The sequence below is a fragment of the Microbacterium sp. MMO-20 genome, from assembly GCF_037147735.1.
Taxonomy (GTDB): domain Bacteria; phylum Actinomycetota; class Actinomycetes; order Actinomycetales; family Microbacteriaceae; genus Microbacterium.
This window is the reverse complement of the sequence record NZ_JBBCUU010000001.1, coordinates 521,006-546,594: the sequence shown is the minus strand read 5'-3', so window position 1 is coordinate 546,594 and position 25,589 is coordinate 521,006. Positions and strand designations below refer to the sequence as shown.

The following is a 25,589-nucleotide window of genomic DNA, read 5'->3' as shown; positions in this document are numbered from 1 at the left end:
GCGCCACGGATGCCGGGGCGCTCAGCCCAGCGAATCGACCGCCGCGGCGATGCGGCGCTCGCGTGTCGCCGCCTGCTTCGCCTCGGTGACGCCGCGAACGATCTCTTTGCGTCGAGAGGGCGCGAGAGCGTCGAACGCTGCGCGCAGGCCGTCCGCATCGAGCGCCGCCGCGAGGTCGTCCGGCACCGTGATCTCGCGCTCTGCGGAGTCCAGATCGATGGATGCCTCGACGGTGTCGCCGATCTCGACGCCGAGCTCGGCGCGCGCGGCCTTGGACATACCGATCAGGTTCTTGCCGCCCATGACACCGAGGCGGAGGCGCGCCACGCGCTCACCGATGCGGACGACGACGGCGGCGCGTTTGCCGCCCCCGAGCTCCTCCACCTGCGCGTCGGTCAGTTCGATCGCGGTCGCGGGGCCGTTCTGGGGCAGGGTCGTGCGCACGTGCAGAGTCATGCGCACATTCTGCGCCCGCGTGGCCGGGCTCGCTAGCGCGACCGGCGTCGACGGCGCATCCGTGGGCGCCGAGGCCGCACCTGCCAGCGCCGCGACGACCTCGGGCGCGAGCGCATCGGCCGTGCGACGGTAGCCGAGGGCGCTCGGGTGAAACCGATCGATGCTGAACATGTCATCGGGGTGCGCGACGAAGAGGTGGCCGACGGCACGCCGCAGCGAGACGACGCGTGCTCCGGCACGCTCGCCCGCAACCGCCTGCGCACGGGCGAGCTGCCGCGAGGCCTGGGCGCCGAGGCTCCGCAACGGCTGCGGGACAGCGCGCAGGGCGCCGAGATCGGGGCACGTGCCGACGACCACCTCCGCCCCGCGGGCGCGCAGACGCGTGATCACGTCCGCCAGGTCCGCCGCGGCTGAGGCGACGGGAACCCGGTGCGTGACATCGTTCCCACCCACGATGACGACCGCGACGTCGGGACGATACGACTCCGGGAGCCGATCGATCTGGCGCGCGAGATCCTGCGACTCGGCACCGACCTGCGCCGCCGTCCGCAGGCGGACGGGCCGCTGCAGGAACCCCGCGACGCTCTTCGCGATCCGCGCACCGAGGACGTCTTTGGGGCGTTCCGCCCCGAGCCCCGCCGCGATGGAATCGCCGACCATGAGCAGCTCGACGGGCGTGCCGCCGAGTTTCGGGCGCCACACCCGGTCCGCGTCGAGAGCGATCTCACCGAGCGGCTTTCCGATCCGACGGCGGGCCACCGCGGCCTGTCGCGTCAGGATCAGGCGTGCAGAGGCCGTGGCGACGAGGACCGCCCCGACCGCAAGGCCAGCGGCGCGGGCCGGCGTGCGCGATGTGTGCGGTGTGTGCCGTGTGCGGGAGCGAGCCACACGTGGAGTTCACCGGATTCACGTGAACGGCCGGTGACGGGCGCTCTGGGCGCCCGGCAGCGGGCTGCTCCGCGACAGATCCGTTCACGTACGCGCCACGCGCGGCCACTAAAGTGCGCACGTGTCCTCACCCGCTCTCGCACGCCGCCTCGGCCTCGGCGACGCCGTTGCGCTCGGTCTGGGTTCGATGGTCGGCGCCGGCGTCTTCGCCGTCTGGGCGCCAGCCGCCGAGGCGGCCGGCGGTGCTCTCCTCGTCGGCCTCGCCGTCGCAGCGCTGGTCGCGCTGTGCAATGCGACCGCTTCCGCTCAGCTCGCGGCAGCCCATCCCGTCGCGGGCGGAACGTACGCGTACGGTCGTGCAGAGCTCGGCCCGTGGTGGGGCTTCGTCGCGGGATGGGGCTTCATCGTCGGCAAGACCGCCAGCTGCGCCGCGATGGCCATGACCTTCGCCGCCTACGCCGCGCCGGCCGGGTGGGAGCGGCCGGTGGCGATCGTGGCGGTGCTCGCTCTCACGACGACGAATCTCCTCGGCGTCACCCGCACGGCACTCCTCACGCGGATCATCGTCGTCGTCGCGCTCGCCGGCCTCGCCGTCGCCGTCGCCGCCGGTTTCGCGGCCCCGCGTGCCGACGCGGCGCCGGGTGCCGCGACGGCGGACGTCTACGGCGTGCTGCAGTCTGCCGGTCTGCTGTTCTTCGCGTTCGCCGGCTACGCCCGCATCGCGACGATGGGCGAGGAGGTCCGCGACCCGCGACGCACGATCCCGCGAGCCATCGCGCTGACCTTCATCATCGCGGTCTCCGTCTATGCGGTCGTCGGGGCGTCCGTGCTCTGGGCGCTCGGCCCCGCGGGAGCAGCGGCGGCGCCCCAGCCCGTCGCGGCGGCGGCCGCTGCTGCCGGCTGGGCGGGAACGGACGCGATCGTCCGGGTCGCGGCATCCGCCGCCTCACTGGGCGCACTGCTAGCGCTCGTCGCGGGGATTGGGCGTACCTCGTTCGCGATGGCGCGGGGAGGAGACCTCCCGGCGGGCCTGGCCGCTGTGCACCCGCGCACGCAGGTGCCGCATCGCGCCGAGCTAGCTGTCGCGGTCGTCGTCATCGCGCTCATCGTCACGGTGGACCTGCGCGGCGCGATCGGGTTCTCGTCGTTCGGGGTGCTCGTGTACTACTTCGTCGCCAACGTCGCCGCGTGGCGGCAGAGCGCGGAAGCGCGCCGCTATCCGCGGGTCCTGCAGGCCGTCGGGATGGCGGGGTGCACGATCCTCGCGGTCACGCTGCCCTGGCAGAGCGTCGTGGCGGGCATCGCCGTCGTCGCGATCGGTGTCGCGTACCGCAGCGTGCGCACACGACGCGCCGAGCGCGGGCCGCGCTGACGCGGGCTACTCAGCCGAGCGGCTTGATCTCGAGGTCGGCGGCGCCCTGACCCGTGGCGACCGTCGCGAACGCCGCGTAGCCGTCCGCGGCGGCTCGCTCGAGGAGCGCCTTGAGGTTCTTCGTGCGCTGTTCGAGCCGCACGCGTGACCCGTCCGCGACGAGCGCCGCCTTGTGCGCGGCGAGCTCGGCGAGCGGCACGTCCCGGTCGTGGACGAGCACGATCGAGGATGCCGCGGCATCCTCGACCTCCTCGACGAGGTCGAGGATCCGCTCGAAACCGATCGAGAACCCGACGGCAGGGACGTCCTGACCGAGGAAGCGACCGATCATGCCGTCGTACCGTCCGCCGCCGCCGAGCGAGTAGTCGACACTCGGGTGCGCCAGCTCGAAGATCGTGCCCGTGTAGTAGCCCATGCCGCGCACGAGGAACGGGTCGAACGCGATCGGCAGTGTGAAGTAGGGCTGCGGGACGCCGCGGGCAGCCGCGACCGCGTCGCCCAAGGCGACGAGGTCGTCGATGATCTCGTCGGGGGCGCCGTCGGGAAGGGCCTTGCGGATCGCCGCGGAGCCGAACGCGCCCAGCTCGAGCGTCTGCGGGCGCCGCAGGAACGCCTCGAACGCGTCGACGGCCGCCGCCGTGGCGCCGCGTTCGCGCAGCTCCGCGACGACGCCAGTCGGACCGATCTTGTCGAGCTTGTCGATCGTGATGAGCACCCCCGGACGCTCGTCGGCACCGAAGCCGAAGTGTCCGAGCATCCAGTCCAGTGCGCGGCGGTCATTGACGCGCACGGTCGCCCCCTCGAGTCCGAGGGCGTCGACCGCGTCGAGGGTTGCGACGAGGAGCTCGGCCTCGGCGCGGCCCGTCGCATCGCCGATGATGTCGATGTCGCACTGCACGAACTGGCGGTAGCGCCCCTTCTGCGGGCGCTCCGCACGCCAGACCGGCGCCATCTGGATCGAGCGGAACACCGCCGGAAGCTCCGCGCGGTGCGTCGCGTAGAACCGTGCGAGCGGCACGGTCAGGTCGTAGCGGAGGCCCAGATCCGCGAGTCGAGCGGGGTCGGCTTCAGCCGCAGCGATGGCCTCGGCATCCAGTCCGCGCTTGAGGACGTTGAACGCAAGCTTCTCGTTGTCGCCGCCGATGCCGGCGTGGAGGCGGCCGTAGTCCTCCATGACGGGCGTTTCGATCTCGTCGAACCCGTGGGCGCGATAGCGCTCGCGGATCACGGCGAGCACGCGCTCGCGACGGGCCTTGTCGGCGGGGAGGAAGTCGCGCATGCCGCGCGGTGGGTTCACGGAGGGCACCCAGCCAGTATTCCAGGTCGCGGTGCCGTGGAATCTTTGGCCGGCGCGTCGGGGCGATGTGCGAAAACTCCTCCGAACCGCAGTTCTCTTCGCGCCCGCACGGGCGTTATCGGCCCGAACCGTGCCGAATCACCGGAGCTTTGTCGTCTCGGCGTCGCGGACCTCGGCCTCGAGCCTGCGGATCGCGCCGCGCAGCGCTCGGTCGGCGTCCCATCCGCGCGCGCGCGCGAGCGCGACAAGACCCAGCAGCGCCTCCCCCAGCTCGGCCTCGGACCCGGGCGCAGCGGACCCGGGCGCAGCGGACCCGGGCGCAGGGGACCCGGCCGGCGCGCGGGTCACGCCGATCGGGGCGGCACGGCCGAGGAGCTTCTGCGCGAGCGCGAGGGAGGGCATGTGCGGCGCGACGCCGTCGAGCACCGAGCGCCGCGTGCGCTTCTCCGCGGCCTTCGCCGCGTTCCAGTGAACGAGCACCTCCTCCGGTGTCGTGGCGACCGCGTCGGCGAAGACGTGCGGATGCCGCCTCACCATCTTCTCGACGAGCCCTGCGGCCACGTCGTCGATCGTGAACGGGTCGTCCGGGTCCTCCGCGGCGACCGCCGCGTGGAACAGGACCTGCCAGAGCAGGTCGCCCAGTTCTTCGCGCAGGTCGGCGCGCGTACCGGACTCGACGGCGTCGACGAGCTCCGCCGACTCCTCCACGAGATAGGGCACGAGGTCGTCGTGCGTGATGCGCTGCGACCAGACGCAGCGCTCCCGGACCGCGCGCATCGTGTCGGCAGCTTCGCGGAGCGAGTCCGCCGCGCGCGTCGGATCGGGTGTCTCGCGGGATGCGGTCATGCGGATGCCTCCTTCTCGATCGGGTCCTCGAAAGCGGGCTCCCCCGCACGCGCCCGCCGCAGATAATGCGCGGAGCGTACCGACACGAGCACGCTGGCCAGCACCAGCGCGACGACGGACCCCGCAAGGACCCCCAGGATCGCCTCGTCACGCAACAGGGCATCGCCCGCGAACGCAAGCTCGCCGAGCAGCAGCGACACCGTGAATCCGATGCCGCCGAGGGCGCCGGCAGCCAGCAGATCGGCGAACGGCAGCGGCGGGGCGGTGCCCTTCTCGCGGCCGAGCCGGAGCGCGACCCAGCCGAACAGCGAGATGCCGACGAGCTTGCCGAGGGGCAGCGCGACCGCGATCCCCCAGAACGCCGGCTGCAGCTGCGCGGGCGACACCGCCGGGATGACGACGAGCGCGGCCGAGAAGGCGAACAGCGGCAGCACGAGACCGTTCACCCACGGTTCGAGTGCGTGCCGCGCCCGCAGCGCCGGCTGCTGTGCCATCGCGAGACCGAGCGCGACGCCGGCGATCGTCGCGTGCACCCCCGACGCGTACACGAACGCCCACGTGAGGACGGCGACGACGACGAGCGCGACCGCGACCGGGCGCCGCGCTCGCGTATCGAGCTGACGGCTCAGGATTCCGAAGGCGACGATGCCGATCGCCGCAAGGGCGAGCATGCCCACGTTCACACCGCTCGTGAACAGGACGGCGATGAACACGATCCCGACGATGTCATCGAGGATCGCGAGGGCGAGCAAGAAGACGCGCAGCGCAGGCGGCAGCCCGCGCCCGAAGACGGCGAGAACGCCGAGTGCGAACGCGATGTCGGTCGCCGTCGGCACGGGCCACCCCGAGGCGCTCTCGGTGCCGCCCGCGAAAAGCAGGAACACCGCGATCGGCACCAGGATGCCGCCCGCCGCCGCGATCGCCGGCTGCGTGGCTTTGCGCGCCGAGTTCAGTTCGCCGCTGGTCAACTCGTACTGCAGTTCGACCGCCACCACGAAGAAGAAGATCGCGAGAAGGCCGTCCTTGATCCAGTGATCGACGGACAGCTCGAAGAAGCCCGGGATGCCGAGGTACACGTGCATCGCGGCGTCCACCGGCGCGTGCGCAGCCGTGTTCGCGACGACGAGGCCGACGGCGGCGGCGGAGAGGAGGATGACAGCGGGGAAGCGGTCGGAACGGAGCAGGCTCATGCCACTGCCTCAGTCTTCTGAATCGGGGTCGGAAGCAATCACGCCGACCAGACTTCCCGGCACACCTTCACCCATCGTAACGCGTGACAAAACCGAAACAGGCGGGCATTACCGTGGAGGAATGCCTGAACTGACCCGCACCGAAGCCATCGACCTCGTCGGGCGCTACGAGGCCGAACAGGAGCTCCCCGAGCGCATGCGCGCCGATGTGCGGATGCTCGGCGCGCTCCTCGGACGCGTCCTTCGCGAAAGCGGTTCGCCCGGCCTCTACGAGGATGTCGAGCGCTTGCGCCAGGCGACGATCGCGGCCTACACCGACGAGTCCGCGGAGGCGTTCGAGCGCGCGGCGTCGATTGCCGAGTCGTTCTCGATCTCACGCGCCGACGAAGTCGCGCGGGCCTTCACGGTGTACTTCCACCTCGTGAACCTCGCCGAGGAGCACCAGCGCGTCCGCGTGCTGCGCGAGCGTGACGGGCGGCCTGACAAGGAGGATGCCGCCGATTCCGTCGCGGCGGCCTTCGTGCGCCTGGCTGCCGAGGTCGGCGACGACACAGCGCTTCGGCGCCTGCAGAACCTGCGCTTCCATCCCGTCTTCACGGCGCACCCGACCGAGGCGCGCCGTCGCGCGGTGTCGACCAGTATCCGCCGTCTCGTGAAGCTTCTGAGCGAGCACGACGCGTCTTTGCAGGGCGGCGCCGACGAGCGCCGCGCCGAACGCCGCATGCTCGAGGAGATCGACACCCTGTGGCGCACGGCGCCGCTGCGCGCGGAGAAGCCGACCCCCGTCGACGAGGTGCGCGCCATCATGGCGGTCTTCGACGAGACCCTCTACACCGCCGTCCCGCACGTGTACCGGCGCGTCGACGACGCCCTGCAGGGGCCGGGCGCCGGCAGCCGTGCGCCCGTCGTGCGCCCGTTCGTCCGTCTCGGCACGTGGGTCGGCGGCGACCGCGACGGGAACCCGTTCGTCACGGCATCCGTCACCAAGAAGGCCGCCGGGATCGCAGCGGAGCACGTGCTGCTCGGCCTCGCGAACTCGGCCGGGCGCATCGCCAAGACGCTGACTCTCGCCGAGGACACGACGCCGCCGAGCGCGGCGCTGAACGCGCTCCTGCAGCGCCTCGCTGCCGCCGACGAGGACGGCGCCGCCGACGCCGCCAAGCGCGCCAAGGGCGAGCCCCACAAGCGCGCTCTGCTGCTCATCACGCGCCGGATCGTCGCGACGCGCCGCCGGGACGCCGATCTGGGCTATCGCGAGCCGAGTCAACTGCTCGCCGATCTCACCGTCGTGCAGGGTTCGCTCGTCGCCGCCGGGGCGCCGCGCCAGGCGTACGGCCACCTCCAGCAGCTCATCTGGCAGGTGGAGACGTTCGGATTCCACCTGGCCGAGCTCGAGGTGCGCCAGCACTCCGCCGTACACGCCAAAGTGCTCGCCGAGTGCCGCGAGAACGCCGGTGCTGCCGGCGGTGCGCTCAGCACGCAGGCCGAGGAGGTGCTCGAGGTCTTCCGCACGATCGCGCAGATCCAGCACCGCTACGGGCCGGGCGCGGCGGGCCGCTACATCGTGTCGTTCACGCAGTCGGCGAGCGACCTCGCCGCCGTGCACGAGCTCGCCCGCTTCGCTGTCGGTCCCGGCGGCACTCCGCCCGTCCTCGACGTGATCCCGCTGTTCGAGACGTTCGCCGACCTGCAGGCAGCGCCCGGAATCATGGCCGAGATCGTCCAGTACCCCGAGTTCGCAGCCCGGCTGGATGCCACCGACCGCCGCCTCGAGGTCATGCTCGGCTACTCCGACTCGTCGAAGGACGTCGGGCCGGTCGCCGCGAACCTGGCCCTCTACGAAGCCCAGGCGAAGATCGCCGGGTGGGCGCAGGAGACCGGCATCCAACTGACGCTCTTCCACGGACGCGGCGGGGCGCTCGGACGCGGCGGCGGGCCCGCGAACTCGGCGATTCTCGCGCAGCCGCCGCACTCGGTCGACGGACGGTTCAAGCTCACCGAGCAGGGAGAGGTCATCTTCGCGCGCTACGGCGACCCGAACATCGCGATGCGGCACATCGACCAGGTCGCGGCGGCGGTGCTCCTGGCCTCCGCCCCCTCGATCGAGGAGCGCAACAGTGCGGCTGCCGCCCGCTTCGCCGACGTCGCGGCGACGATGGATGCCGCGTCGCGCGAGCGGTTCTTCGCGCTCGTGAAGGCCGACGGCTTCGCGTCGTGGTTCGCGACGGTCACCCCGATGGAGGAGATCGGCCTGCTGGCTCTGGGCTCGCGTCCCGCCCGCCGCGGGCTGTCGGTCGAGTCGCTGGAAGACCTCCGCGCGATCCCGTGGGTGTTCGCGTGGTCGCAGGCGCGCATCAACCTCGCGGGGTGGTTCGGCCTCGGCACCGCCCTCGACGCCGTCGGGGATGCCGAGGTGCTCCGCCGCGCGTACGACGAGTGGCCGCTCTTCCGCACGGTGATCGACAACGTCGGCATGAGCCTCGCGAAGGCCGACGAGCGCATCGCACGCCGGTATCTCGACCTCGGCGATCGCGGCGACCTCGCCGACCTCGTCGCGGAGGAGATGCGTCTCACGACCGACTGGGTCGTGCGGATCACGGGCGGTGACGGCCTGCTGGCGAACAAACCCGTCCTGCAGCGCGCCGTGAAGATGCGCAGCCCCTACGTCGACGCGCTGTCGCTGCTGCAGCTGCGCGCCCTGCGCACGCTCCGCACGGGGGACGTGTCCGAAGCGGATCTGGCGCCCTGGCAGCGACTGCTGCTGCTGTCGGTCTCCGGGGTGTCGGCGGGACTGCAGAACACGGGGTGAGGCCGCGCCGGGCCGTCGTCAGTCGAGGCGACGGTCCGCAGCGTGGCGCGCGAGAGCGGCGCCGTAACGCTCCGTCAGCTGGATCATGAGGTCGGGCGTCTCGCGGTCGAGTCCGAACACGTAGCCCGGGAAGTCGAGGTCCTTCTGCAGCGCCCAGATCTCCTCGTGGCGGTCGGGCGAGAGCATCTGCGCGGGATCGCCGACGGCGACCCATCCGATCGGCACGACCGACTCGGGTGGCAGAACCGTGCGCAGATGCACGATGGCGCCGATCCGCACTTCGCTCCGCTCCCCGATCCGCGCACCGTTGAACACGCGGGTGCCGGTCGCGAGGAACACCTCGTCGGCGACCGTCGCGCCGGAGAGGCTCGCCGTCGGGCCCACGAGCACGTGCGAGCCGATGTGCACGGGGTGGGCCGCGCTCGCACGGATGAGCGCGTTCTCCATCACGATGACGCTGTCGCCGAGCGTGATCGGGCCGCCCTCGGCAGTGAGGACCGCGCCATGGAGGACCTGACACCCCTCGCCGATCGTGACGTCTCCCGAGATCACGGCCGTCGGCGCCACAACGGCGCCCGGGTGGACGCGCGGACGCGCTCCGAGGTGCTCGAACTGCATGATGGGCCTCCTCCGCTCAGCGTAGGGCGGGATGTCACACGCGTCGAGTGCGCCCCGCGGCGCCGCTAGGGTGAAACAGGCCGCGCGCACCCCTCCCGACGACATCCGCCCCACCCGACCGCGGCCGGAGAGCTCCACCGTGACCGACACCCTCGCCGCCCTGCCCCCCTCTGTTTCGAGCGTCTACGACACCGTCACCGATCGGAACCCGCACGAGCCCGAATTTCAGCAGGCCGTCCACGAGGTGCTGCAGTCGATCGCGCCGGTGCTGGACCGCCAGCCCCGGTTCGTCGACGCGGGCATCGCCGAGCGCATCGTCGAGCCCGAGCGGCAGATCATGTTCCGCGTCCCGTGGGTCGACGACGCCGGACGCGTGCAGGTGAACCGCGGCTACCGCATCCAGTTCTCGTCCGTGCTGGGCCCGTACAAGGGCGGTCTCCGCTTCCACCCGAGCGTCAACCTTTCGATCATCAAGTTCCTCGGCTTCGAGCAGATCTTCAAGAACGCGCTGACCGGTCAAGGCATCGGCGGCGCGAAGGGCGGCAGCGACTTCGACCCGCACGGCAGGTCGGATGCCGAAGTCATGCGCTTCTGCCAGTCGTTCATGAACGAGCTGTACCGCCACCTCGGCGAGCACACCGATGTCCCTGCGGGCGACATCGGCGTGGGGGCGCGTGAGATCGGCTTCCTGTTCGGCCAGTACCGCAAGATCACGAACCGCCATGAGTCGGGCATGTTCACCGGCAAGGGCGTGCAGTGGGGCGGCGCCGAAGTGCGCACCGAGGCGACCGGCTACGGGGCCGTGTTCTTCGCCGAGGAGATGCTGGCCGCGCGCGGCCAGTCGCTCGAGGGTCTGCGCGTGGGTGTATCGGGCTCGGGGAACGTCGCGATCTATGCGATCGCGAAAGCGCACGAGCTGGGCGCACGGCCGGTCACGGCATCCGACTCCTCCGGCTACGTCGTCGACGACGACGGCATCGATGTCGACCTGCTGCGCGAGATCAAGGAAGTCGAGCGCGGGCGGATCTCCGCGTACGCCGCACGGCGTCCGTCGGCACGATTCGTCGAAGGCGCGCGGCCCTGGGAGGTCGAGGTCGACGTCGCGATCCCGGCGGCGACGCAGAACGAACTCGACGAGGACGACGCCCGCGCGCTCATCTCGGGCGGCGTCCGCGCCGTCGCGGAGGGCGCGAACATGCCGTCGACACCCGCGGCGGTCGCCGCCTTCCAGTCATCGGGTGTCCTCTTCGGCCCGGGTAAGGCCGCCAACGCGGGCGGGGTCGCGACGTCGGCGCTCGAGATGAGCCAGAACGCCGCCCGCCAGCGCTGGAGCTTCGACGACAGCGAGCGCAAGCTCCGCGCGATCATCGCCGACATCCACCGGTCGGCGCTGGATGCCTCGGAGCGCTATGGCCGCGCCGGCGACTATGTCGCGGGCGCGAACATCGCCGGGTTCGAGCGCGTGGCGCACGCGATGCTCGCACAGGGCGTCATCTGACACGCCGCCGCACCCCGATCTGGAGTCGCCGCATGACAGACGAGACGGCATCGACGCACGCGCCGCGGACGACCGTGTCGATGCTCACGCTGTCGAGCTTCGTCGTCGGGTCGATGGTCGGGGCGGGCGTGTTCTCGCTGCCGGGCACGTTCGCCGCACAGACCGGTGTCTTCGGATCGCTCGTGGCCTGGCTCGTCGCGGGTGCCGGGATGTTCTTGCTGGCGCTCGGCTTCCAGCGCCTGGCTCAGCGCAGACCGGAGCTGGATGCCGGGGTCTACTCGTACGCGCGCGCGGGCTTCGGACGCTACGCCGGGTTCCTCTCCGCGTTCGGCTACTGGGCGAGTGCGTGCGCGGGAAACGTCCTCTACTGGGTGCTCATCATGTCGACCGTGGGGGCCGTCGTCCCCGCGCTCGGGGACGGTGACACGCCGGTCGCGGTCGCCGTCTCGTCGGTAGCCCTCTGGGTCTTCTTCCTGCTCGTCCGGCGGGGCGCCCGGGAGGCCGCAGCCGTCAATCGCATCGTCAGCGTCGCGAAGGTGCTGCCGATCGCGGTCTTCGTATTCCTGTGCCTCTTCGCGTTCGACCCCGTGGTGTTCGCCGCGAACCTCAGCGGCGATGCGTCGATGCCGATGTTCGAGCAGGTGCGCGGCACGCTGCTGTTGACGGTGTTCGCCTTCATCGGCATCGAGGGAGCGAGCGCGTACTCACGGCATGCGCGACGCCGGCGCGACATCGGGCGGGCGACCGTCCTGGGGTATCTGAGCGTGCTCGCGATCTTCGCCTCCGTCACGATCGTGTCTTTCGGCATCCTTCCGCGCGATGAGATCGCGGCGCTGCCGCAGCCGTCCGTCGCGGGCGTGCTCGAGGCGGTTGTCGGGCCGTGGGGCGCGGTATTCGTGGGGATCGCGCTCATCGTCGCGGTGCTCGGCGCGTACCTGTCCTGGACCCTCATGGCGGCGGAGATCCTGCTGGGCGCAGCACGCGACGGCGACCTTCCTCCCGTCTTCGCGCGGACGAACGCGCACGACGTGCCGGTCGGCGCGCTGACGATGTCGACGCTGCTCGTGCAGGCGCTGCTCGTGGTCGTGCTGTTCGCGGCCCACGCGTTCGACGTCGCCCTGAACCTCACGAGCGCGCTCGCGCTGATCCCGTACTTCCTCACCGCGGGTTTCGGGCTGCGCTCCGCGTGGGCGGACCGTCGCGACGGTCCGCGAGCCGCGTCGCGCACCGCCGTCGTCGTGGCCGCGCTCGCGACGGGGTACACGGCGTTCCTGCTCTACGCGGCGGGTGGGGAGTACGTACTGCTCGCGATGCTGATCCTCGTGCCCGGGACGATCCTGTTCGCGATCGCGCGGCGCCGCGCGGGCGCGCGCGTGTTCGCGCTGCGGGAGTGGGTGCTGTTCGCCCTGGCCCTCGCCGGCGCCGTCGCGGCCGTCGTGATGCTCACGACCGGCGCGATCACGCTCTAGCCGGGGCGCGTCCGGCGCCCGCGACGCGCGTCAGACGTCGGCGCGCTCGGGCAGCGGGTAGAGCTGGTCGAGCAACTGGGTCGTCCACGCGATCAGATCGGCGTCGGCGAGCGGCTCACCGCCCGCGTTCGGCAGCGGCACGACCATCGCCTCGCCGCCCGCGAGCACCTTGGATTTCGGATACAGCCGCTGCAGCCGCACGCGTAGCGAGTCGGATGCGGGCGCCGGCACGACGCGCAGGTTCGGACCCATCGCGACGACATCGCTCAGCTGCGCCTGCGCGGCGCGGCGGCGCAGCCGCGCGATCTGGAACAGTCCCTCGACATCCGCCGGCGCCGCGCCGTAGCGGTCCTCGAGCTCCTCGCGGACGAGGTCGATGGCGTCGTCGTGCGCACTGAGGGATGCCGCGGCCGACAGCTTCTGGTAGGCCTCGAGCCGCAGCCGCTCGCTGTCGATGTACGTCTCGGGGATGCGGGCCTCCACCGGCAGCTCGAGCCGCAGCTCCGCCGGCCCATCGACCTCGTCGCCGCGGAACGTCGCGACGGCCTCGCCGATCATCCGCAGGTACAGGTCGAACCCGACCCCCGCGATATGCCCCGCCTGCTCGGCACCGAGGAGGTTGCCCGCGCCGCGGATCTCCAGGTCCTTCAGCGCCACCTGCATGCCCGAGCCCAGGTCGTTGTTGACCGCGATCGTCTCGAGTCGGTCGGCGGCCGTCTCGCTGAGCGGCTTCAGGTCGTCGTAGAGGAAGTACGCGTACGCGCGCTCCCTGCCGCGGCCGACGCGCCCACGCAGCTGGTGGAGCTGCGACAAGCCGTACTTGTCGGCACGGTCGATGATGATGGTGTTCGCGTTCGAGATGTCGAGACCGGTCTCGATGATCGTCGTCGACACGAGCACGTCGTAGCGGCGCTCCCAGAACCCGTCGACGACCTCCTCCAGCGCGTGCTCCCCCATCTGCCCGTGCGCGACCGCGATGCGCGCCTCGGGGACGAGCTCGGCGAGCTGCGCCGCCACGCGCTGGATCGACTGCACGCGGTTGTGGACGTAGAACACCTGCCCTTCGCGCAGCAGCTCGCGCCGGATCGCCGCGGCGATCTGCTTGTCGCTGCGCGAGCCGACGTACGAGAGGATCGGATGCCGGTCCTCGGGCGGCGTTGCGAGCGTCGACATCTCGCGGATGCCGGTCACCGCCATCTCGAGCGTGCGCGGAATCGGCGTCGCGCTCATGGCGAGGATGTCGACGTTCGTCTTGAGCTTCTTCAAGGCATCCTTGTGCTCCACGCCGAAGCGCTGCTCCTCGTCGATGATCATGAGCCCGAGGTCCTTGAAGATCACCTTCTCGGTGAGGATGCGGTGCGTGCCGATCACCATGTCGACCGTGCCGTCGGTGATGCCGGCGAGCGTGTCGCGCGCCTCCTTGTCGCTCTGGAAGCGGGAGAGCGGACGCACCTTGACGGGGAAGCCGGCGAAGCGCTCCTGGAAGGTCTCCAAGTGCTGCTTGACGAGGAGGGTCGTCGGCACGAGCATCGCGACCTGCTTGCCGTCCTGGATCGCCTTGAACGCAGCACGCACCGCGACCTCGGTCTTGCCGAACCCGACGTCCCCGGACAGAAGCCGGTCCATCGGAATGGGCCGCTCCATGTCGGCCTTGATCTCGTCGATCGTCTGCAGCTGGTCGGGCGTCTCCGCGAACGGGAACGCCTCCTCCAGCTCGCGCTGCCACGGCGTGTCCGGTCCGAAGGCGTAGCCCTTCGAAGCCATGCGCGCCGAGTACAGCTTGACGAGCTCGACCGCGATATCACGGACGGCCTTGCGCGCCTTGCCCTTGGCGGCAGCCCAGTCCGAGCCGCCCATCTTCGACAGCGTCGGCGCCTCGCCGCCGACGTAGCGACTCAGCAGGTCGAGCTGGTCGGTCGGCACGAACAGCTTGTCGCCCGGATGCCCGCGTTTGGAGGGTGCGTATTCGAGCACGAGGTACTCGCGCGTCGTCTTGACGGCGTTGCGCCCACCGGAGGAGACCTCACGCTGCACCAGCTCGACGAACTTGCCGATGCCGTGCGTCGAATGCACGACGATGTCCCCGGGCTTCAGCTGCAGCGGATCGACGACGTTTCGCCGCCGCGACGCGAGCTTCTTGACGACACGGCCGTCGGCGCCGATCGTGCGGCCGTAGAACTCTGCCTCGGTGAGCACGGCGAGCTTCGCCTCGGCGAGCTCGAATCCGCTCTCGAGACGCCCGACGACCGCGAGCGCGACGCCGGCCTCCGGCGGGCCGTCCAGCCCCTCGACCGCGCGCGCCGCGATGCCGCGCTCGGCGAGCACGTCGCGCGTGCGGTCGACGAGGCCCGCGCCGGAGGCCGCGACGACGACGCTCCACCCGCTCGCGACGAGATCGCCGACGTGCGCCGTCGCGCCGTCGACGTTGCCCTGGAACGAGGGGACGGGAGCGGCGGGCACCCGGACGACGTCGGAGCCGGTGGATGCCGCGTCGAGAAGCCCCTCTGCCGCGGCATCCGCCTCGCCGGAGTCGAACCCGCTGAACGACCACCACACGCCGCCGCGCTCCGCGGTCGCCGCGCGCAGCTCGGGGAGGGTCAGGAAGTCGCCGGCGTCGAGGTCCACGGGGACGTCGGCGCCCGCGGTGGCGGCGGTCCACGCCGCCTCGAGGAACTCGCGATTGGTCTCGCCGAGCGTCATCGCGCGGGTGACGGCGCGCTCGGGGTCGACGAGCGCGACGGCGGTTCCGGGCGGCAGGTAGTCCACGATCGGCAGGATCCCGTCGGCGACGGCCGGCAACAGCGACTCCATCCCCTCGACCGCGATTCCTGCGCTCATCTTCTCGAGCATCGTGCGCAGACCCGGGAATCGGCTCTCCAGCCCCGCCGCGCGCTCGCGGACGGCGGGCGTGAGCAGCAGTTCGCGGCTCGGCAGCAGGGTCACCTCGCGGACCTCCCCCGGCAGGGACCGCTGGTCGGCGACCGAGAACGCGCGGATCTGATCGACCTCGTCGCCGAAGAACTCGATGCGGAAGGGGTGGTCGGCGACCGGAGGGAAGACGTCGAGGATGCCGCCGCGCACCGCGAACTCACCGCGCCGCGAAACCATATCGACGCGTCCGTACGCGAGCTCGACGAGGCGTCGGGCGACGGCTTCGAGGTCGTACCCGCGGCCGCCGGTGGCGAGCTCCAGCACACCGGCATCCGTGAGACCCGCGGCGATGGGCTGTAGCGCCCCCCGGACGGAGGCCGTCACGACGAGCGGTCCACGCGCCTGCGCCGAGGACCACGCGGCGGCTTCGCGGAGCACCGACAGCCGGCGTCCGACGGTCTCGGTCGACGGGCTCAAGCGTTCGTGGGGCAACGTCTCCCACGCGGGGAAGTGCCGCACAGCGGCATCCGGGATGAGACTCTCGAGCGCGGCGCCGATGCTCTCCGCGCGGCGACCGGTGGGCGTGATGACAAGAAGGGATGCCGGGGCGCCGGCCGCGCGCCGCGCGTCGAGCAGCGCGGCGAGGGCGGGGGCGTCGAGCCCCGCGACCATCGAGAAATCGGTGTCGATCCGGGCGGCGTCGACCGCTGCACGGACGGACGGAGCCTGCATGAGGGCGCGCGCGATCCCGGAAACTGTCACTGCACGAGTCTCTCACGTGCCGGCGACACGGGTCGGGGCCTGTCCGTAGGATGAGGCCGTGAGCGATCAGCAGCCGACCAGCCCCGACGTCCCCGAGCCGCCGGCACCGGCTGCCCCCTCCGGCTGGCCCGCACCGGCACCAGGTGCGCCCGCCGCGTGGCCCGCCCCGCCCGCCGCCGGAGCCGACGGAGCGGGCGGCTTCGTCCAGACGTTACCCGGCGCTCCGCCGGTCGCCTACGGGGTTCCGCCGATGCCGTACGGGGCTCCTCAGGGCGCCGCGGGTTATGCCCCGCCGCCGGCGCCCCGCCCGGCTGCACCGGCGGGGAGCCGGCTCCTCGGCATCCTGGCGCTCGTGCTCGCGGGCGTCGGAGTCTTCGGCGCGACGCTGCTGAGCGCGGCGACCGGTTTCGCCGCCGCCGCGGGTGCCGCACGGCACGCCATCGGTCTCTCGCCGGATCAGCTCGACACCCTCTCGCAGGGGCAGCTGCTGAGCCTGCTGAGCCCCGTGCGCGATCTCGTGCTGTGGGCTGAGATCGGATTCTGGACGGGGACCGCCCTCGGCGTCGCCGCGCTCGTCATGGGCATCATCGCGATTGTCACGCGGCGCGGGCGTGGATTCGGCATCGCTGCCGTGATCGTGGCGGCCGTGGGCCCCGCCATCTACGGCACGATCGTGGCATTCGCCGCGCTCGCCGGGATGGGTGCCGGCGCGTCCTGAGCCGCGGCGCGTCAGGCGCGCGGCGCGTGATGGCGCTGCTGCGCGGCGAGGAGCCCCTCGTCGATCAGCTGCTCCACGGCATCCGCCGCGTCTGCGAGGACGAGCGGCAGCTGCATACGCTCCGCCGCAGAAAACGGATCGAGCACCCAGTCGGCCGGGTCCTGTCGCCCGGGCGGCCGCCCGATCCCCACGCGCACCCGCGGGAATTCCGGCGTCCCGAGCGCTTTGGCGACGTCGCGGATGCCGTTGTGTCCGCCGTGCCCGCCGCCGACCTTGAGCTTGAGCGTGTCGAAGGGGATGTCGAGTTCGTCGTGCACGAGGACGATCCGCTCAGGCGGAACATCGTAGAAGCGTGCGAGCTGCGATACCGGGCCACCCGAGACGTTCATGAACGAATTCGGCGTCGCGAGGACGAGTTTCGCCGCGCCCGGGCGCAGCCACGTCTCGCTGACGCGCGCGTTCGACTTGTGCGCGCGCAGGCTCTCACCGCGTCGCGCGGCGAGCTCGGCGATCACCATCTGGCCTATGTTGTGCCGCGTGGCCTCGTAGCGCACTCCGGGGTTCCCGAGCCCCACGACCAACCACGTCTCTGCCATGATCCCTCTCCCGGCGCCGCTGCGGCGCCTCTCGCAACGACGCAGCCCGCCTCCCCCAGGATGGCGGAGACGGGCTGCGGGCGTGTGCTGTGCTTACTCGGCGGCCTCTTCGGCGGCCTCGGACTGCTCGGCCGCGACCTCGGCGTCGGCCTCGGCGATCTCCTCTTCGGCCTCGAGCGCCGCGACGGGCACCGAAATGGCCACGATGAGCGTCTCCGCGTCGGTGGCGAGCGTCGCCCCCTTGGGGAGCGTCAGGTCGGCCGCGGTGATGTGCGTGCCGTCCTCGAGACCCTCGACGTCGACCTCGATGTTCTGCGGGATGTGCGTCGCCTCGACCTCGAGCGCGACCGTCGCGTTGTCGAGGTTCGCGATCGTGCCGGCGAAGGGCTCGCCGACGACGACGACGGGCACGTCGACCTGGATCTTCTCGCCCTTCTTCACGACGAGGAGGTCGATGTGCTCGATGACCTGGTGCACCGGGTCCTTCTGCACGTCCTTGACGAGCGTCAGCTGCTGCTTGCCGGCGACGCTGAGCTCGAGCACCGCGTTGGCGCGGCGGATGAGCAGCGACACCTGGTGGCCGGGCAGCGACACGTGCACGGGGTCGGTGCCGTGACCGTAGATGACGGCGGGGATCTGACCCGCGGCGCGGAGGCGGCGGGCGTAGCCCTTGCCGAAGTTCTCGCGGACCTCGGCGACGACCTGGGTGTCGGTCTCGGTGGACATTGTTCTTCTCCTTGCGGGCGATGCGCCCGATAGCTGGCTGTGGTCTCGACTCGAACGCACGCGCGTGAGGAAACGCCCCGCAAGGGCCTCACCGCGTCGATCACGGAAGCGCGGGCCCGGGTCGGATGGATCCCGGCACGCGGCATCCCTCGCCGAAGTACGACACGAGTCTACCAGCGACCCGGCTACGATGAAGACGTCGCCCGAAATACCCCGAGGAGCACTCATGGACTACGGCTGGATGTCGCACGCGCTGATGTGGATCGTCGGCCTCATGTCGGTCTGCGCGGGCGTCGGCGCGGTCGCCGCGATGTTCTCACTCGGGCGCTCGGGCTACCGCAAGGACTGAGAAGGCGCACCCGCCAGGGCTGCGTGGATGCGTTCGACGACCGATCCGAGGTCGGCGTCGTCGGCGATGCGAACGCCCGCCTCATCCGCAGTGAGCGGGTCCACCGGACGCGGTGGAAGCGGTGTCTCGCGACGCCAGCGCCGCCGGCGCGGCTCCGCCGTCGCCGTTCCCGCGACCAGCTCCACGAAGACGACGTCGCGCGCACTCCCCCGGATCCGGTCGCGATCGGCGCGGGAGAGCGCTCCGCTCGAGACGACGACGCCGGCATCCTTCGTGAAGACCAGCGCGATCGCGCGCAGCCAGGCCTCGTGATCGACATCCGCGGGTCGCGCGCGGCGCCCGCGCGAGATCGGCGGGTGCAGTTCGTCGCCGTCGATCGACCTCGAATGGAGGCGCGCGGCCAGCGCCGCGGCGACGAGCGAGACCCCCGATCCGGGCGGCCCCGTGACGACGATCCTGGTCATGCGTCGAGGCTAGCCGCGCCGGCATCCGCGCCCGCGGCGACACCCCGCGCGCGAAGTCAGACGACGCTCGTCATCCCCCCGTCGACGACGAGATTCTGCCCCGACACGAACGACGACGCGTCCGAGCAGAGAAAGAGCAGCGCCCCGTCGAGCTCGGCGAAGTCGCCCCAGCGTCCCGCGGGCGTGCGCGCCTCGAGCCACGACGTGAACGTCGCGTCGTCGACGAGCTCACGGTTCATGTCGGTTGCGAAGTACCCGGGCGAGAGCGTGTTGACCTGGATTCCATGGCGGGCGAGATCGGCCGCCATGCCGCGGGTCAGCTGGGCGATGCCGCCCTTGGATGCCGAGTACGGGGCGATGGTCTGCCGCGCGAGCACGGACTGCACGGACCCGACATTGACGATCTTGCCCGAACCGCGCGCGACGAAGCCGGGAGCCAGGGCGCGCGCGACGTAGAACGGCCCGGACAGGTTGGCGGCGATCAGCTCGTCCCAGTCGGCGACGGGGAACTCGTGGAACGACGCGCGCCGCTGCACGCCCGCGTTGTTGACGAGGATGTCGGGGAGACCGACCTCCGCGACGAGGTCTCCGATCGCTGCGGCGACGCCCTCCGCATCGGTGACGTCGAACGTGACGGCGTGCGCGGGGTGCCCCGACAGTGCGGCCATCTCGGCCTGCGCCTGAGCGACCGATGCCGCATCGCGCCCGTGCACGACGAGCCGCGCACCCCCGCGCGCGAGTGCGCGGGCGAGCGAGCGTCCGAGGCCGCGCGAGGATCCCGTGACGAGGGCGAGTCGGCCGGAGACGCTGAAGAGGTCGGTCATGCGGGAGCTCCTTCGGTAGACGGCGCGGAGAGGCGCTGGGCGATGCCGGCGGCGATCTCGAGGACGCGGCCGATGTTCGGGACGGCGAACCCGGGCTCATCGGCCTGGAGCGGCTCGAGCGCGGCGATCTGCGAGTCGAGCAGGCTGGCTGGCATGAAGTGCTCGCGCGCGCTCATACGGCGCGCGAGCTCGGCACGCGGAGCGGTCAGCTCGACGAACACGGCATCGGGCGCGGCGGTGCGCAGGCGGTCGCGGTAGCGACGCTTCAAGGCGGAACAGGCGATGACGCCGCCACCGGGAAGATCGGCGAGCGTGCGACCCACGATGTCGAGCCACGGGATGCGATCGGCATCGTCGAGAGGATCACCCGCCGCCATCTTCGCGACGTTCGCGGCGGGGTGCAGGTCGTCGGCATCCACGAACTCGACGGCGAGATCGACGGCGAGTGCGGCACCGACGGCAGTCTTGCCCGATCCCGACGGACCCATCACGATGACACGGCGCGCGCTCATCGCGCCTCCTCGTCACTGACGACTGTGCCCGCGCCCGCGAAGGCGAGCAGCACCTTCGCCGAGACGGATGCATCGCCCGCGACGGCGAACGCGTCACGCGCGTCGGCGGCGTCGAACGTGTGCGAGATGACCTCATCCACGACCAGCGACCCGTCGCCGAGGGCCGCCACGACGTCGGCGAACTCCGCGCCGAAGCGGAAGGAGCCCGTGAGCGTCAGCTCGCGCGTGATGACAGATGCGATCGCCGCGGGCACCTGCCCCGCGCGCTGGAGTCCCACGAGTACGACGGTGCCCCCGCGGTGGCAGGCGCTGATCGCGGCGTCCAACCCCGGTACGGTCCCGCTCGACTCGATCACGACGTCCGCGTGGAGCTCGCCGATCGCGGCGCCGTCACGCGCGTCGAGCGCGCGCGCACCGAGTCGGCGCGCGACCTCGCGCGGGGCTTCGTGCAGATCGGTCGCGATGACCTCGGCGGCGCCATGGTGCAAAGCGACCGCCGCCGCGAGGAGACCGATCGGACCGGCACCGATGACCGCGACGCGCGCGCCGCGGACGTCACCCGCACGTTCGACGGCGTGCCATGCGACGGCGGCGGGTTCCGCGAGCGCACCGAGGCGGAGATCCATGCCGTCCGGTAGCGCCACAAGCATCCGCGTCGGCAGGGCGACGCGGTCGGCGAAGCCGCCCTGCGTGTGCGGAAGGCGCATCGCCGATCCGAGATAGGTGGATGCCGGAGCGAGATTCGGTCGATCCTCGGGGTACGGTGTGACGCCGTCGCCACGCGGAGTGAGCGGGTGCACCGCGACGCGCGTTCCGACCGCGGGGCCCGAGCCATCGTGCGCGGCGACGACGATCGTCCCGGACAGCTCGTGCCCGAGCACCATCGGTTCGCGCAGGATCGACGCTCCTGCTGCGCCGTGGCGCCAGTAGTGCAGATCCGAGCCGCAGACGCCGCCGTACGCGACCTCGACGACGGCTTCATCCGGCGCGGGGGCCGGTTCGGGAAGGCTCTCGACCCGGAGATCGTCGGCGCCGTGGGCCACGACGGCGGTAATGGTCATGAGGAGTCTCTTTCGATGTCGTGCGGCTTCACCGGCGTGCGGCGGATTCTCATCTCGTCGGAGTGACGAGGCGGGCGACCCCGACCTCGACGACGACGGTCTGCCCGGGTGCGATCTCGGCCTGACTGAACGGCGCGCCGGTCATGACGACGTCCCCGGGCCCGAGCGTCGTCCAGGCGGCAAGGTAGGCGAGGCAGCGGGCGATCGAGCACGGCAGCGCCCCGGCATCCGTCTCGGCGACGAGTTCGCCGTCGACCGACACGCGCAGCGCGACGTCGTCGATCCGCGCCGACGTGTCGATCCACGGGCCGAGCGGCGTGTAGCCCGCGCCCGACTTGCTCTCGAAGTTGCGCGGGTCCACGAGAGCGCGATCGGGGCTCGACAGATCGTTCACGGCCGTGATGCCGAGCACGAAGTCCGCCGCCGTCGCCTCCGTGAGCCCCGTCGTCTCTCGGCCGATGACGATTGCGATCTCCCCCTCTGCGACCGTGCGCCCGGCATCACGCCGCAGGGTCACTTCGGCGCCGCTCGCGATCACTCCCCGCGGGCTCTTCAGCCACGCCTGCACGGGCGCCGGATGCTCCGGACCGTTCTGCGCGATGCCGACGACGAGAAGCGGCGCGCACGGCGCCAGCAGCTCACCCGTGACGGGCGGGGCGCCGGCGACGTCCTCAGGAGCGCGCCCCGCAGCGTGGGCGGTGAACGGATCCTCGATGGCGAGCATCCGGGCGCCCTCCGTCCGCACCCAGAGCGTCTCCCCCGTCGCCGTGCGCACCCGCCCGATCAGCATCGCCGCCTCACCACTCGATCGTGCGGACGCTGACAGTCGTGGACGAGACGCCTTCGCCCGACTCGCCGCGCGACACCTTGACGGCGTCGTCGGTGCGGGTGAGATCGCGTCGCAGGGTTTCCGGCACCAGGAAGGTCGCCGCCGTCGTGATGAGCGCGAGCGTCGCCATGTAGATCGCGAGGAGCAGCCAGTTCGCACCGCTCACGGCGATGAGGTAGGCGCCGAGCACGCCGGCGAGTCCACCGGCGAGGACCGCGGAGATCTCGCGCGCCATCGCGACGCCGAGGTAGCGGTGACGGTTGCCGAACATCTCGGGGAGCATCGCGCACTGCGGGCCGAGCATGACGTTGACGCCGAAGCCGATGCCCACCGCGATCACGGCGATCGCGATCGCGTGGTTGCCGAGGGTGAGCAGCCACCACGCAGGGAACGAGTAGACCAGGAGGAACAGAGCGCCCACGCGGTAGACGGTGCGCCGGCCCATGCGGTCAGACAGTGCGCCGGTGAGCAGCACCGAGAAGATGCCGATGAGCGAGCCGAGCGTGACGCCCCACGTGAGCAGACTCTTGTCGGCGCTCTGGCCGGCGACCGCGACGAAGAACGACAGCGCGAGGGTGTTGAACATGTAGGAGCCGCCGTTCTCGGCCATCCGCAGCCCGATGCCGACGATGACGCCCGGCAGCCCGTGGCCGAAGATCTCGCGGATCGGGCGGTCCGTGATCTGCTCGCTCTTTTCGAGTTCGACGAACGTCGGCGTCTCGCGCAGCCGCATGCGGATGAAGAGGGCCACGAGGATGAGGAGGAAGGACGCGAGGAACGGGACGCGCCAGCCCCAGGAGAGCAGCTGGTCCTCGGGCAGGAGCGAGATCATGCTGAAGACGACGGCCGCCAGCAGGGTGCCCGCTTGGATGCCGATGAACGGCAGCGCCGAGAAGAAGCCGCGCCGCTTGACCGGCGCGTACTCCGCCATGAGCACCGTCGCACCCGCCTGCTCGGCCCCCGCACCGAAGCCCTGCAGAAGGCGCATCAGCACGAGCAGGATCGGCGCCCAGATGCCGATCTGGGCGTAGGTCGGGAGCAGGCCGATCGCCGTCGAGGCACCGCCCATCAGGAGGATCGTGATGACGAGCACCCACTTGCGGCCGAGCCTGTCGCCGAGCGTGCCGAAGAAGAGACCGCCGAAGGGGCGCGCGACGAATCCGACGCCGAAGGTCGCGAATGCCGCGACGGTCGCCATCGCCGGGTTCGACTGGTCGAAGAACAGGACGTTGAAGATCAGCGCCGTCGACAGCCCGTAGAGGGCGAAGTCGAAGTACTCGAGCGCACTGCCGATGCTCGAGGCGAGCGTCGCGCGGCGCAGGTTCGCAGCGTAGTCGGGATCGTCAAGCTTGACGTCCACATCGGTGTGGGTCGTGGTCACGGCCATCTCCTTCGATCGGCTCAGACATCACGGAGTTTCCTCTGCACTCCCGCCTCCTGAAGCGGTCAGCCTCGCCCCGCGGCCGCACTGAACGGATTCGTGAGCTGATGCGCGGCCGCCTGCAGGGCGGCGGCGACCGTCTCGACCCGGGCGTCGGAGGCCTCCGTGGCGGGGATGCCGACACCGAGGGCGAGCTGCGGATCGCCCGGCGCCCAGCCCTCGAGGGGAACGGCGACCCCGACGATGCCGGGGAACGACTCCTCGGCATCCAGGGCCCACCCCCGCTCGCGGGCACGCGCGAGACGCTCGCGCAACGCGTCGAGCGTGCGGGGACTGTTCTCGGTGAGGGCAGGAAACTCCGCCCCGACGCCCAGCAGAGCGATGACCGCGTCGTCGTCGAGCGTCGACAGGAGTGCCCGTCCGGTCGCCGACAGCGCCGCCGGCAGTCGAGAGCCGAGCGGCGTGCCGATGCGCATCGACTGCGCCCCCTCGTGTCGCGCGATGTAGAGGGCGTCGACACCGTCGAGGAGCGCGATCTGGACGAGCTCGCCGCGCAGCACGTCGGAGGCGTCGCACACGGCGTAGAACTCGCGCACCTGGTTGAACTGGGCCGCGAACGCCCCACCGAGCTCGGCGGTGCGCAGACCCAGGCGGTAGCCCTGCGGCGCCCGCTCGACCATCCGCGCCGCTTCCAGCGCGAGGCAGAGGTTCGCGGTGGAGGACTTGGCGAGACCGAGCGCGCTCGCGAGTTCGGTGAGCGTCAGCGGGCGGCCGGCATCCGCCAGCACCTCCAGCAGGCGGACGCTGCGGGTCACGGCCGGTGCGGGGTCGCGCCCCGCACGGTCGGCGTCGTCGCCTTCCGTCATGGTTCCTCCTCGATCGCCCGCGACGGGCGCGAGCGGATAGGTCAGTAGAACTCGACCGTATCGACAACCGCCCTCATCGGCACACCGTCGAGCAGCCGCGTCGCGTCCTCGGCGAAGCGCCGCGCGATGCGCTCCTCCTCGCGGCTCGACAGCGCGGCGGTGTGCGGACTCACGAGCACCCTCGGGTGAGCCCACAGCGGCGAGTCCACGGGGAGCGGCTCGACTTCGAAGACGTCCATCGCGGCGAACGAGACGGTCCCGTCCTCGAGCGCGGCGAGCAGGGCGGTCTCGTCGATCACGGTCCCCCGGCCCACGCTCGCGAGGATGACGCCGGGGCGAGCGGCGCGGAGGATCTCGGCATCGATGAGGTGGTGCGTCTGGTCGGTCCCCGGCAGCGTGACGACGATCGCGTCGACGTGCGCTACGGCATCCACCAGTTCGTCGAGCGGGATGAGTCGGTCGACCCCGTCGACGGGAGCGCCCGAACGCGTCGTCCCCCACACGCGTGCGCCGAGGGCGTGGAAGCGGCGCGCGCATTCGGCGCCGATGCCGCCGAGGCCCACCACGAGGACCGTCATCTCATCGAGCTGACGCATCTCCCAGCGGTCCGGCCATGCACGACCCTGCTGGTCCTCGATGAGGCGGGGCAGGTTCTTCGCTCCGGCGAGCACGCCGAACACAGCGAACTCAGCGAGCGGGCCGCCGTGCACGCCGGCGCTCGTCGTGAAGGCGATGCGGTCGAGGGCCGCCCGGTCGAGCTGTGCGGCACGCACCTGCGCTCCCCCGCCGGCCGCCGTGGTCATGACCCAGCGGAGTTTCGGGTTGTCCCGGACGGTGCGCGCGAGCGCAGCGGGGTCGACATCGGGGATGCCGAAGAGCGCGTCGGCGGAGTCGACCATCTCGTCGAAGGCGCGCTGCTGTTCGGGCGTGCGGGTGAAGTCGGGGTCGCCGGACCAGTCGGCCGGCCCACGCATGGGAGCGGTGAGGCGGTGGTCGCGGATCATCTGCACGCGGGGTTCGAGCGTCTCGATCAGGGCGCAGAGGTCTTCGCGCAGGGGAACGGCGGCGACGGCGCGCAGGGTCGTGTCCTCAGGCATCCGGAGCCCTCCTTCGGGTGGGATGGTGAAAAGGTGGAGAATATGGACACAAGCCTATCAAGTGTTCAACCTACTGAACAGTGTTCTGGA

General features: G+C 71.5%; 22 protein-coding genes. 6 read left to right on the top strand and 16 right to left on the bottom strand.

Annotated elements, in window-relative coordinates; genetic code table 11:
- Nucleotides 1–21: 21 nt before the first annotated feature.
- Nucleotides 22–1,344 (bottom strand): GDSL-type esterase/lipase family protein, encoded by a 1,323-nt coding sequence (locus WFI52_RS02710; protein WP_336625125.1) that lies wholly within the window; start codon nt 1,342–1,344, stop codon nt 22–24.
- A gap of 121 nt (nt 1,345–1,465) precedes the next feature.
- Here WFI52_RS02710 and WFI52_RS02705 point away from each other — a divergent pair, with 121 nt between their 5' ends.
- A complete protein-coding gene (locus tag WFI52_RS02705) occupies nt 1,466–2,716 on the top strand; it encodes an APC family permease (RefSeq protein ID WP_336625126.1) in 1,251 nt (416 codons plus the stop codon).
- A 10-nt stretch (nt 2,717–2,726) separates the two neighbouring features.
- On the opposite strand, the gene WFI52_RS02700 is transcribed toward WFI52_RS02705, so the two are convergent.
- The 3 genes from WFI52_RS02700 to WFI52_RS02690 all read right to left on the bottom strand — a co-directional run bounded on the left by WFI52_RS02700 (nt 2,727) and on the right by WFI52_RS02690 (nt 6,049).
- The gene (locus tag WFI52_RS02700; protein ID WP_336625636.1) at nt 2,727–3,995 is read right to left on the bottom strand and encodes a histidine--tRNA ligase; all 1,269 of its coding nucleotides are present in this window, start codon (nt 3,993–3,995) and stop codon (nt 2,727–2,729) included.
- Between the two features lie 156 nt (nt 3,996–4,151).
- A complete protein-coding gene (locus tag WFI52_RS02695) occupies nt 4,152–4,859 on the bottom strand; it encodes a MazG family protein (protein ID WP_336625127.1) in 708 nt (235 codons plus the stop codon).
- Nucleotides 4,856–6,049, bottom strand: coding sequence for a Na+/H+ antiporter NhaA (locus tag WFI52_RS02690; protein ID WP_336625128.1), 1,194 nt, complete (start codon nt 6,047–6,049; stop codon nt 4,856–4,858). Before WFI52_RS02690 ends, WFI52_RS02695 begins: the two co-directional genes overlap by 4 nt.
- A 121-nt stretch (nt 6,050–6,170) precedes the next feature.
- On the opposite strand from WFI52_RS02690, the gene WFI52_RS02685 reads away from it, so the two are divergent.
- Nucleotides 6,171–8,858 (top strand): phosphoenolpyruvate carboxylase, encoded by a 2,688-nt coding sequence (locus WFI52_RS02685; protein ID WP_336625129.1) that lies wholly within the window; start codon nt 6,171–6,173, stop codon nt 8,856–8,858.
- 18 nt (nt 8,859–8,876) lie between these two features.
- On the opposite strand, the gene WFI52_RS02680 is transcribed toward WFI52_RS02685, so the two are convergent.
- Nucleotides 8,877–9,476, bottom strand: a complete 600-nt coding sequence (locus WFI52_RS02680; protein WP_336625130.1) for a gamma carbonic anhydrase family protein — start codon at nt 9,474–9,476, stop codon at nt 8,877–8,879.
- Between the two features lie 160 nt (nt 9,477–9,636).
- Here WFI52_RS02680 and gdhA point away from each other — a divergent pair, with 160 nt between their 5' ends.
- A complete protein-coding gene (gene gdhA / locus WFI52_RS02675) occupies nt 9,637–10,974 on the top strand; it encodes an NADP-specific glutamate dehydrogenase (RefSeq protein WP_442927677.1) in 1,338 nt (445 codons plus the stop codon).
- 32 nt (nt 10,975–11,006) lie between these two features.
- The gene (locus tag WFI52_RS02670) at nt 11,007–12,443 is read left to right on the top strand and encodes a basic amino acid/polyamine antiporter (protein WP_336625132.1); all 1,437 of its coding nucleotides are present in this window, start codon (nt 11,007–11,009) and stop codon (nt 12,441–12,443) included.
- A gap of 30 nt (nt 12,444–12,473) precedes the next feature.
- Here the strand turns inward: WFI52_RS02670 and mfd are convergent, their stop codons facing one another.
- Nucleotides 12,474–16,076 carry a transcription-repair coupling factor gene (mfd, locus tag WFI52_RS02665; RefSeq protein WP_442927665.1) on the bottom strand — a complete coding sequence of 1,201 codons (3,603 nt, stop codon included), beginning with the start codon at nt 16,074–16,076 and terminating at the stop codon, nt 12,474–12,476.
- A 58-nt stretch (nt 16,077–16,134) separates the two neighbouring features.
- Between mfd and WFI52_RS02660 the strand changes: the two genes are divergently transcribed.
- Nucleotides 16,135–16,794: a hypothetical protein gene (locus WFI52_RS02660; RefSeq protein WP_336625133.1), complete on the top strand. Its 660-nt coding sequence runs from the start codon at nt 16,135–16,137 to the stop codon at nt 16,792–16,794.
- An 11-nt stretch (nt 16,795–16,805) separates the two neighbouring features.
- Here the strand turns inward: WFI52_RS02660 and pth are convergent, their stop codons facing one another.
- Both pth and WFI52_RS02650 read right to left on the bottom strand, forming a co-directional pair.
- Nucleotides 16,806–17,390, bottom strand: coding sequence for an aminoacyl-tRNA hydrolase (gene pth, locus WFI52_RS02655; protein WP_336625134.1), 585 nt, complete (start codon nt 17,388–17,390; stop codon nt 16,806–16,808).
- Nucleotides 17,391–17,483: 93 nt separating this feature from the next.
- Nucleotides 17,484–18,116 (bottom strand): 50S ribosomal protein L25/general stress protein Ctc, encoded by a 633-nt coding sequence (locus WFI52_RS02650; protein WP_336625135.1) that lies wholly within the window; start codon nt 18,114–18,116, stop codon nt 17,484–17,486.
- Between the two features lie 226 nt (nt 18,117–18,342).
- Between WFI52_RS02650 and WFI52_RS02645 the strand changes: the two genes are divergently transcribed.
- Complete coding sequence (locus WFI52_RS02645; RefSeq protein WP_336625136.1) at nt 18,343–18,465, top strand: hypothetical protein; 123 nt, start codon at nt 18,343–18,345, stop codon at nt 18,463–18,465.
- Here the strand turns inward: WFI52_RS02645 and WFI52_RS02640 are convergent.
- Genes WFI52_RS02640 through WFI52_RS02605 form a run of 8 tightly spaced genes read right to left on the bottom strand, consistent with a single transcriptional unit; the run spans nt 18,450 to nt 25,499 of the window.
- Nucleotides 18,450–18,929 (bottom strand): shikimate kinase, encoded by a 480-nt coding sequence (locus tag WFI52_RS02640; RefSeq protein WP_336625137.1) that lies wholly within the window; start codon nt 18,927–18,929, stop codon nt 18,450–18,452. The genes WFI52_RS02645 and WFI52_RS02640 overlap by 16 nt on opposite strands.
- A gap of 56 nt (nt 18,930–18,985) precedes the next feature.
- The gene (locus WFI52_RS02635; RefSeq protein WP_336625138.1) at nt 18,986–19,753 is read right to left on the bottom strand and encodes an SDR family oxidoreductase; all 768 of its coding nucleotides are present in this window, start codon (nt 19,751–19,753) and stop codon (nt 18,986–18,988) included.
- The gene (locus tag WFI52_RS02630) at nt 19,750–20,265 is read right to left on the bottom strand and encodes a gluconokinase (protein ID WP_336625139.1); all 516 of its coding nucleotides are present in this window, start codon (nt 20,263–20,265) and stop codon (nt 19,750–19,752) included. Before WFI52_RS02630 ends, WFI52_RS02635 begins: the two co-directional genes overlap by 4 nt.
- On the bottom strand, nt 20,262–21,326 hold the full coding sequence (locus WFI52_RS02625) for a zinc-binding dehydrogenase (RefSeq protein WP_336625140.1): 1,065 nt from the start codon (nt 21,324–21,326) through the stop codon (nt 20,262–20,264). The genes WFI52_RS02630 and WFI52_RS02625 overlap by 4 nt, the downstream gene beginning before the upstream one ends.
- A gap of 49 nt (nt 21,327–21,375) precedes the next feature.
- A complete protein-coding gene (locus WFI52_RS02620) occupies nt 21,376–22,116 on the bottom strand; it encodes a fumarylacetoacetate hydrolase family protein (protein WP_336625141.1) in 741 nt (246 codons plus the stop codon).
- Nucleotides 22,117–22,123: 7 nt separating this feature from the next.
- Nucleotides 22,124–23,542: an MFS transporter gene (locus WFI52_RS02615; RefSeq protein ID WP_442927664.1), complete on the bottom strand. Its 1,419-nt coding sequence runs from the start codon at nt 23,540–23,542 to the stop codon at nt 22,124–22,126.
- 59 nt (nt 23,543–23,601) lie between these two features.
- Nucleotides 23,602–24,402, bottom strand: coding sequence for an IclR family transcriptional regulator (locus tag WFI52_RS02610; protein WP_336625143.1), 801 nt, complete (start codon nt 24,400–24,402; stop codon nt 23,602–23,604).
- A 41-nt stretch (nt 24,403–24,443) separates the two neighbouring features.
- Complete coding sequence (locus WFI52_RS02605; RefSeq protein ID WP_336625144.1) at nt 24,444–25,499, bottom strand: D-2-hydroxyacid dehydrogenase; 1,056 nt, start codon at nt 25,497–25,499, stop codon at nt 24,444–24,446.
- Nucleotides 25,500–25,589: the final 90 nt, after the last annotated feature.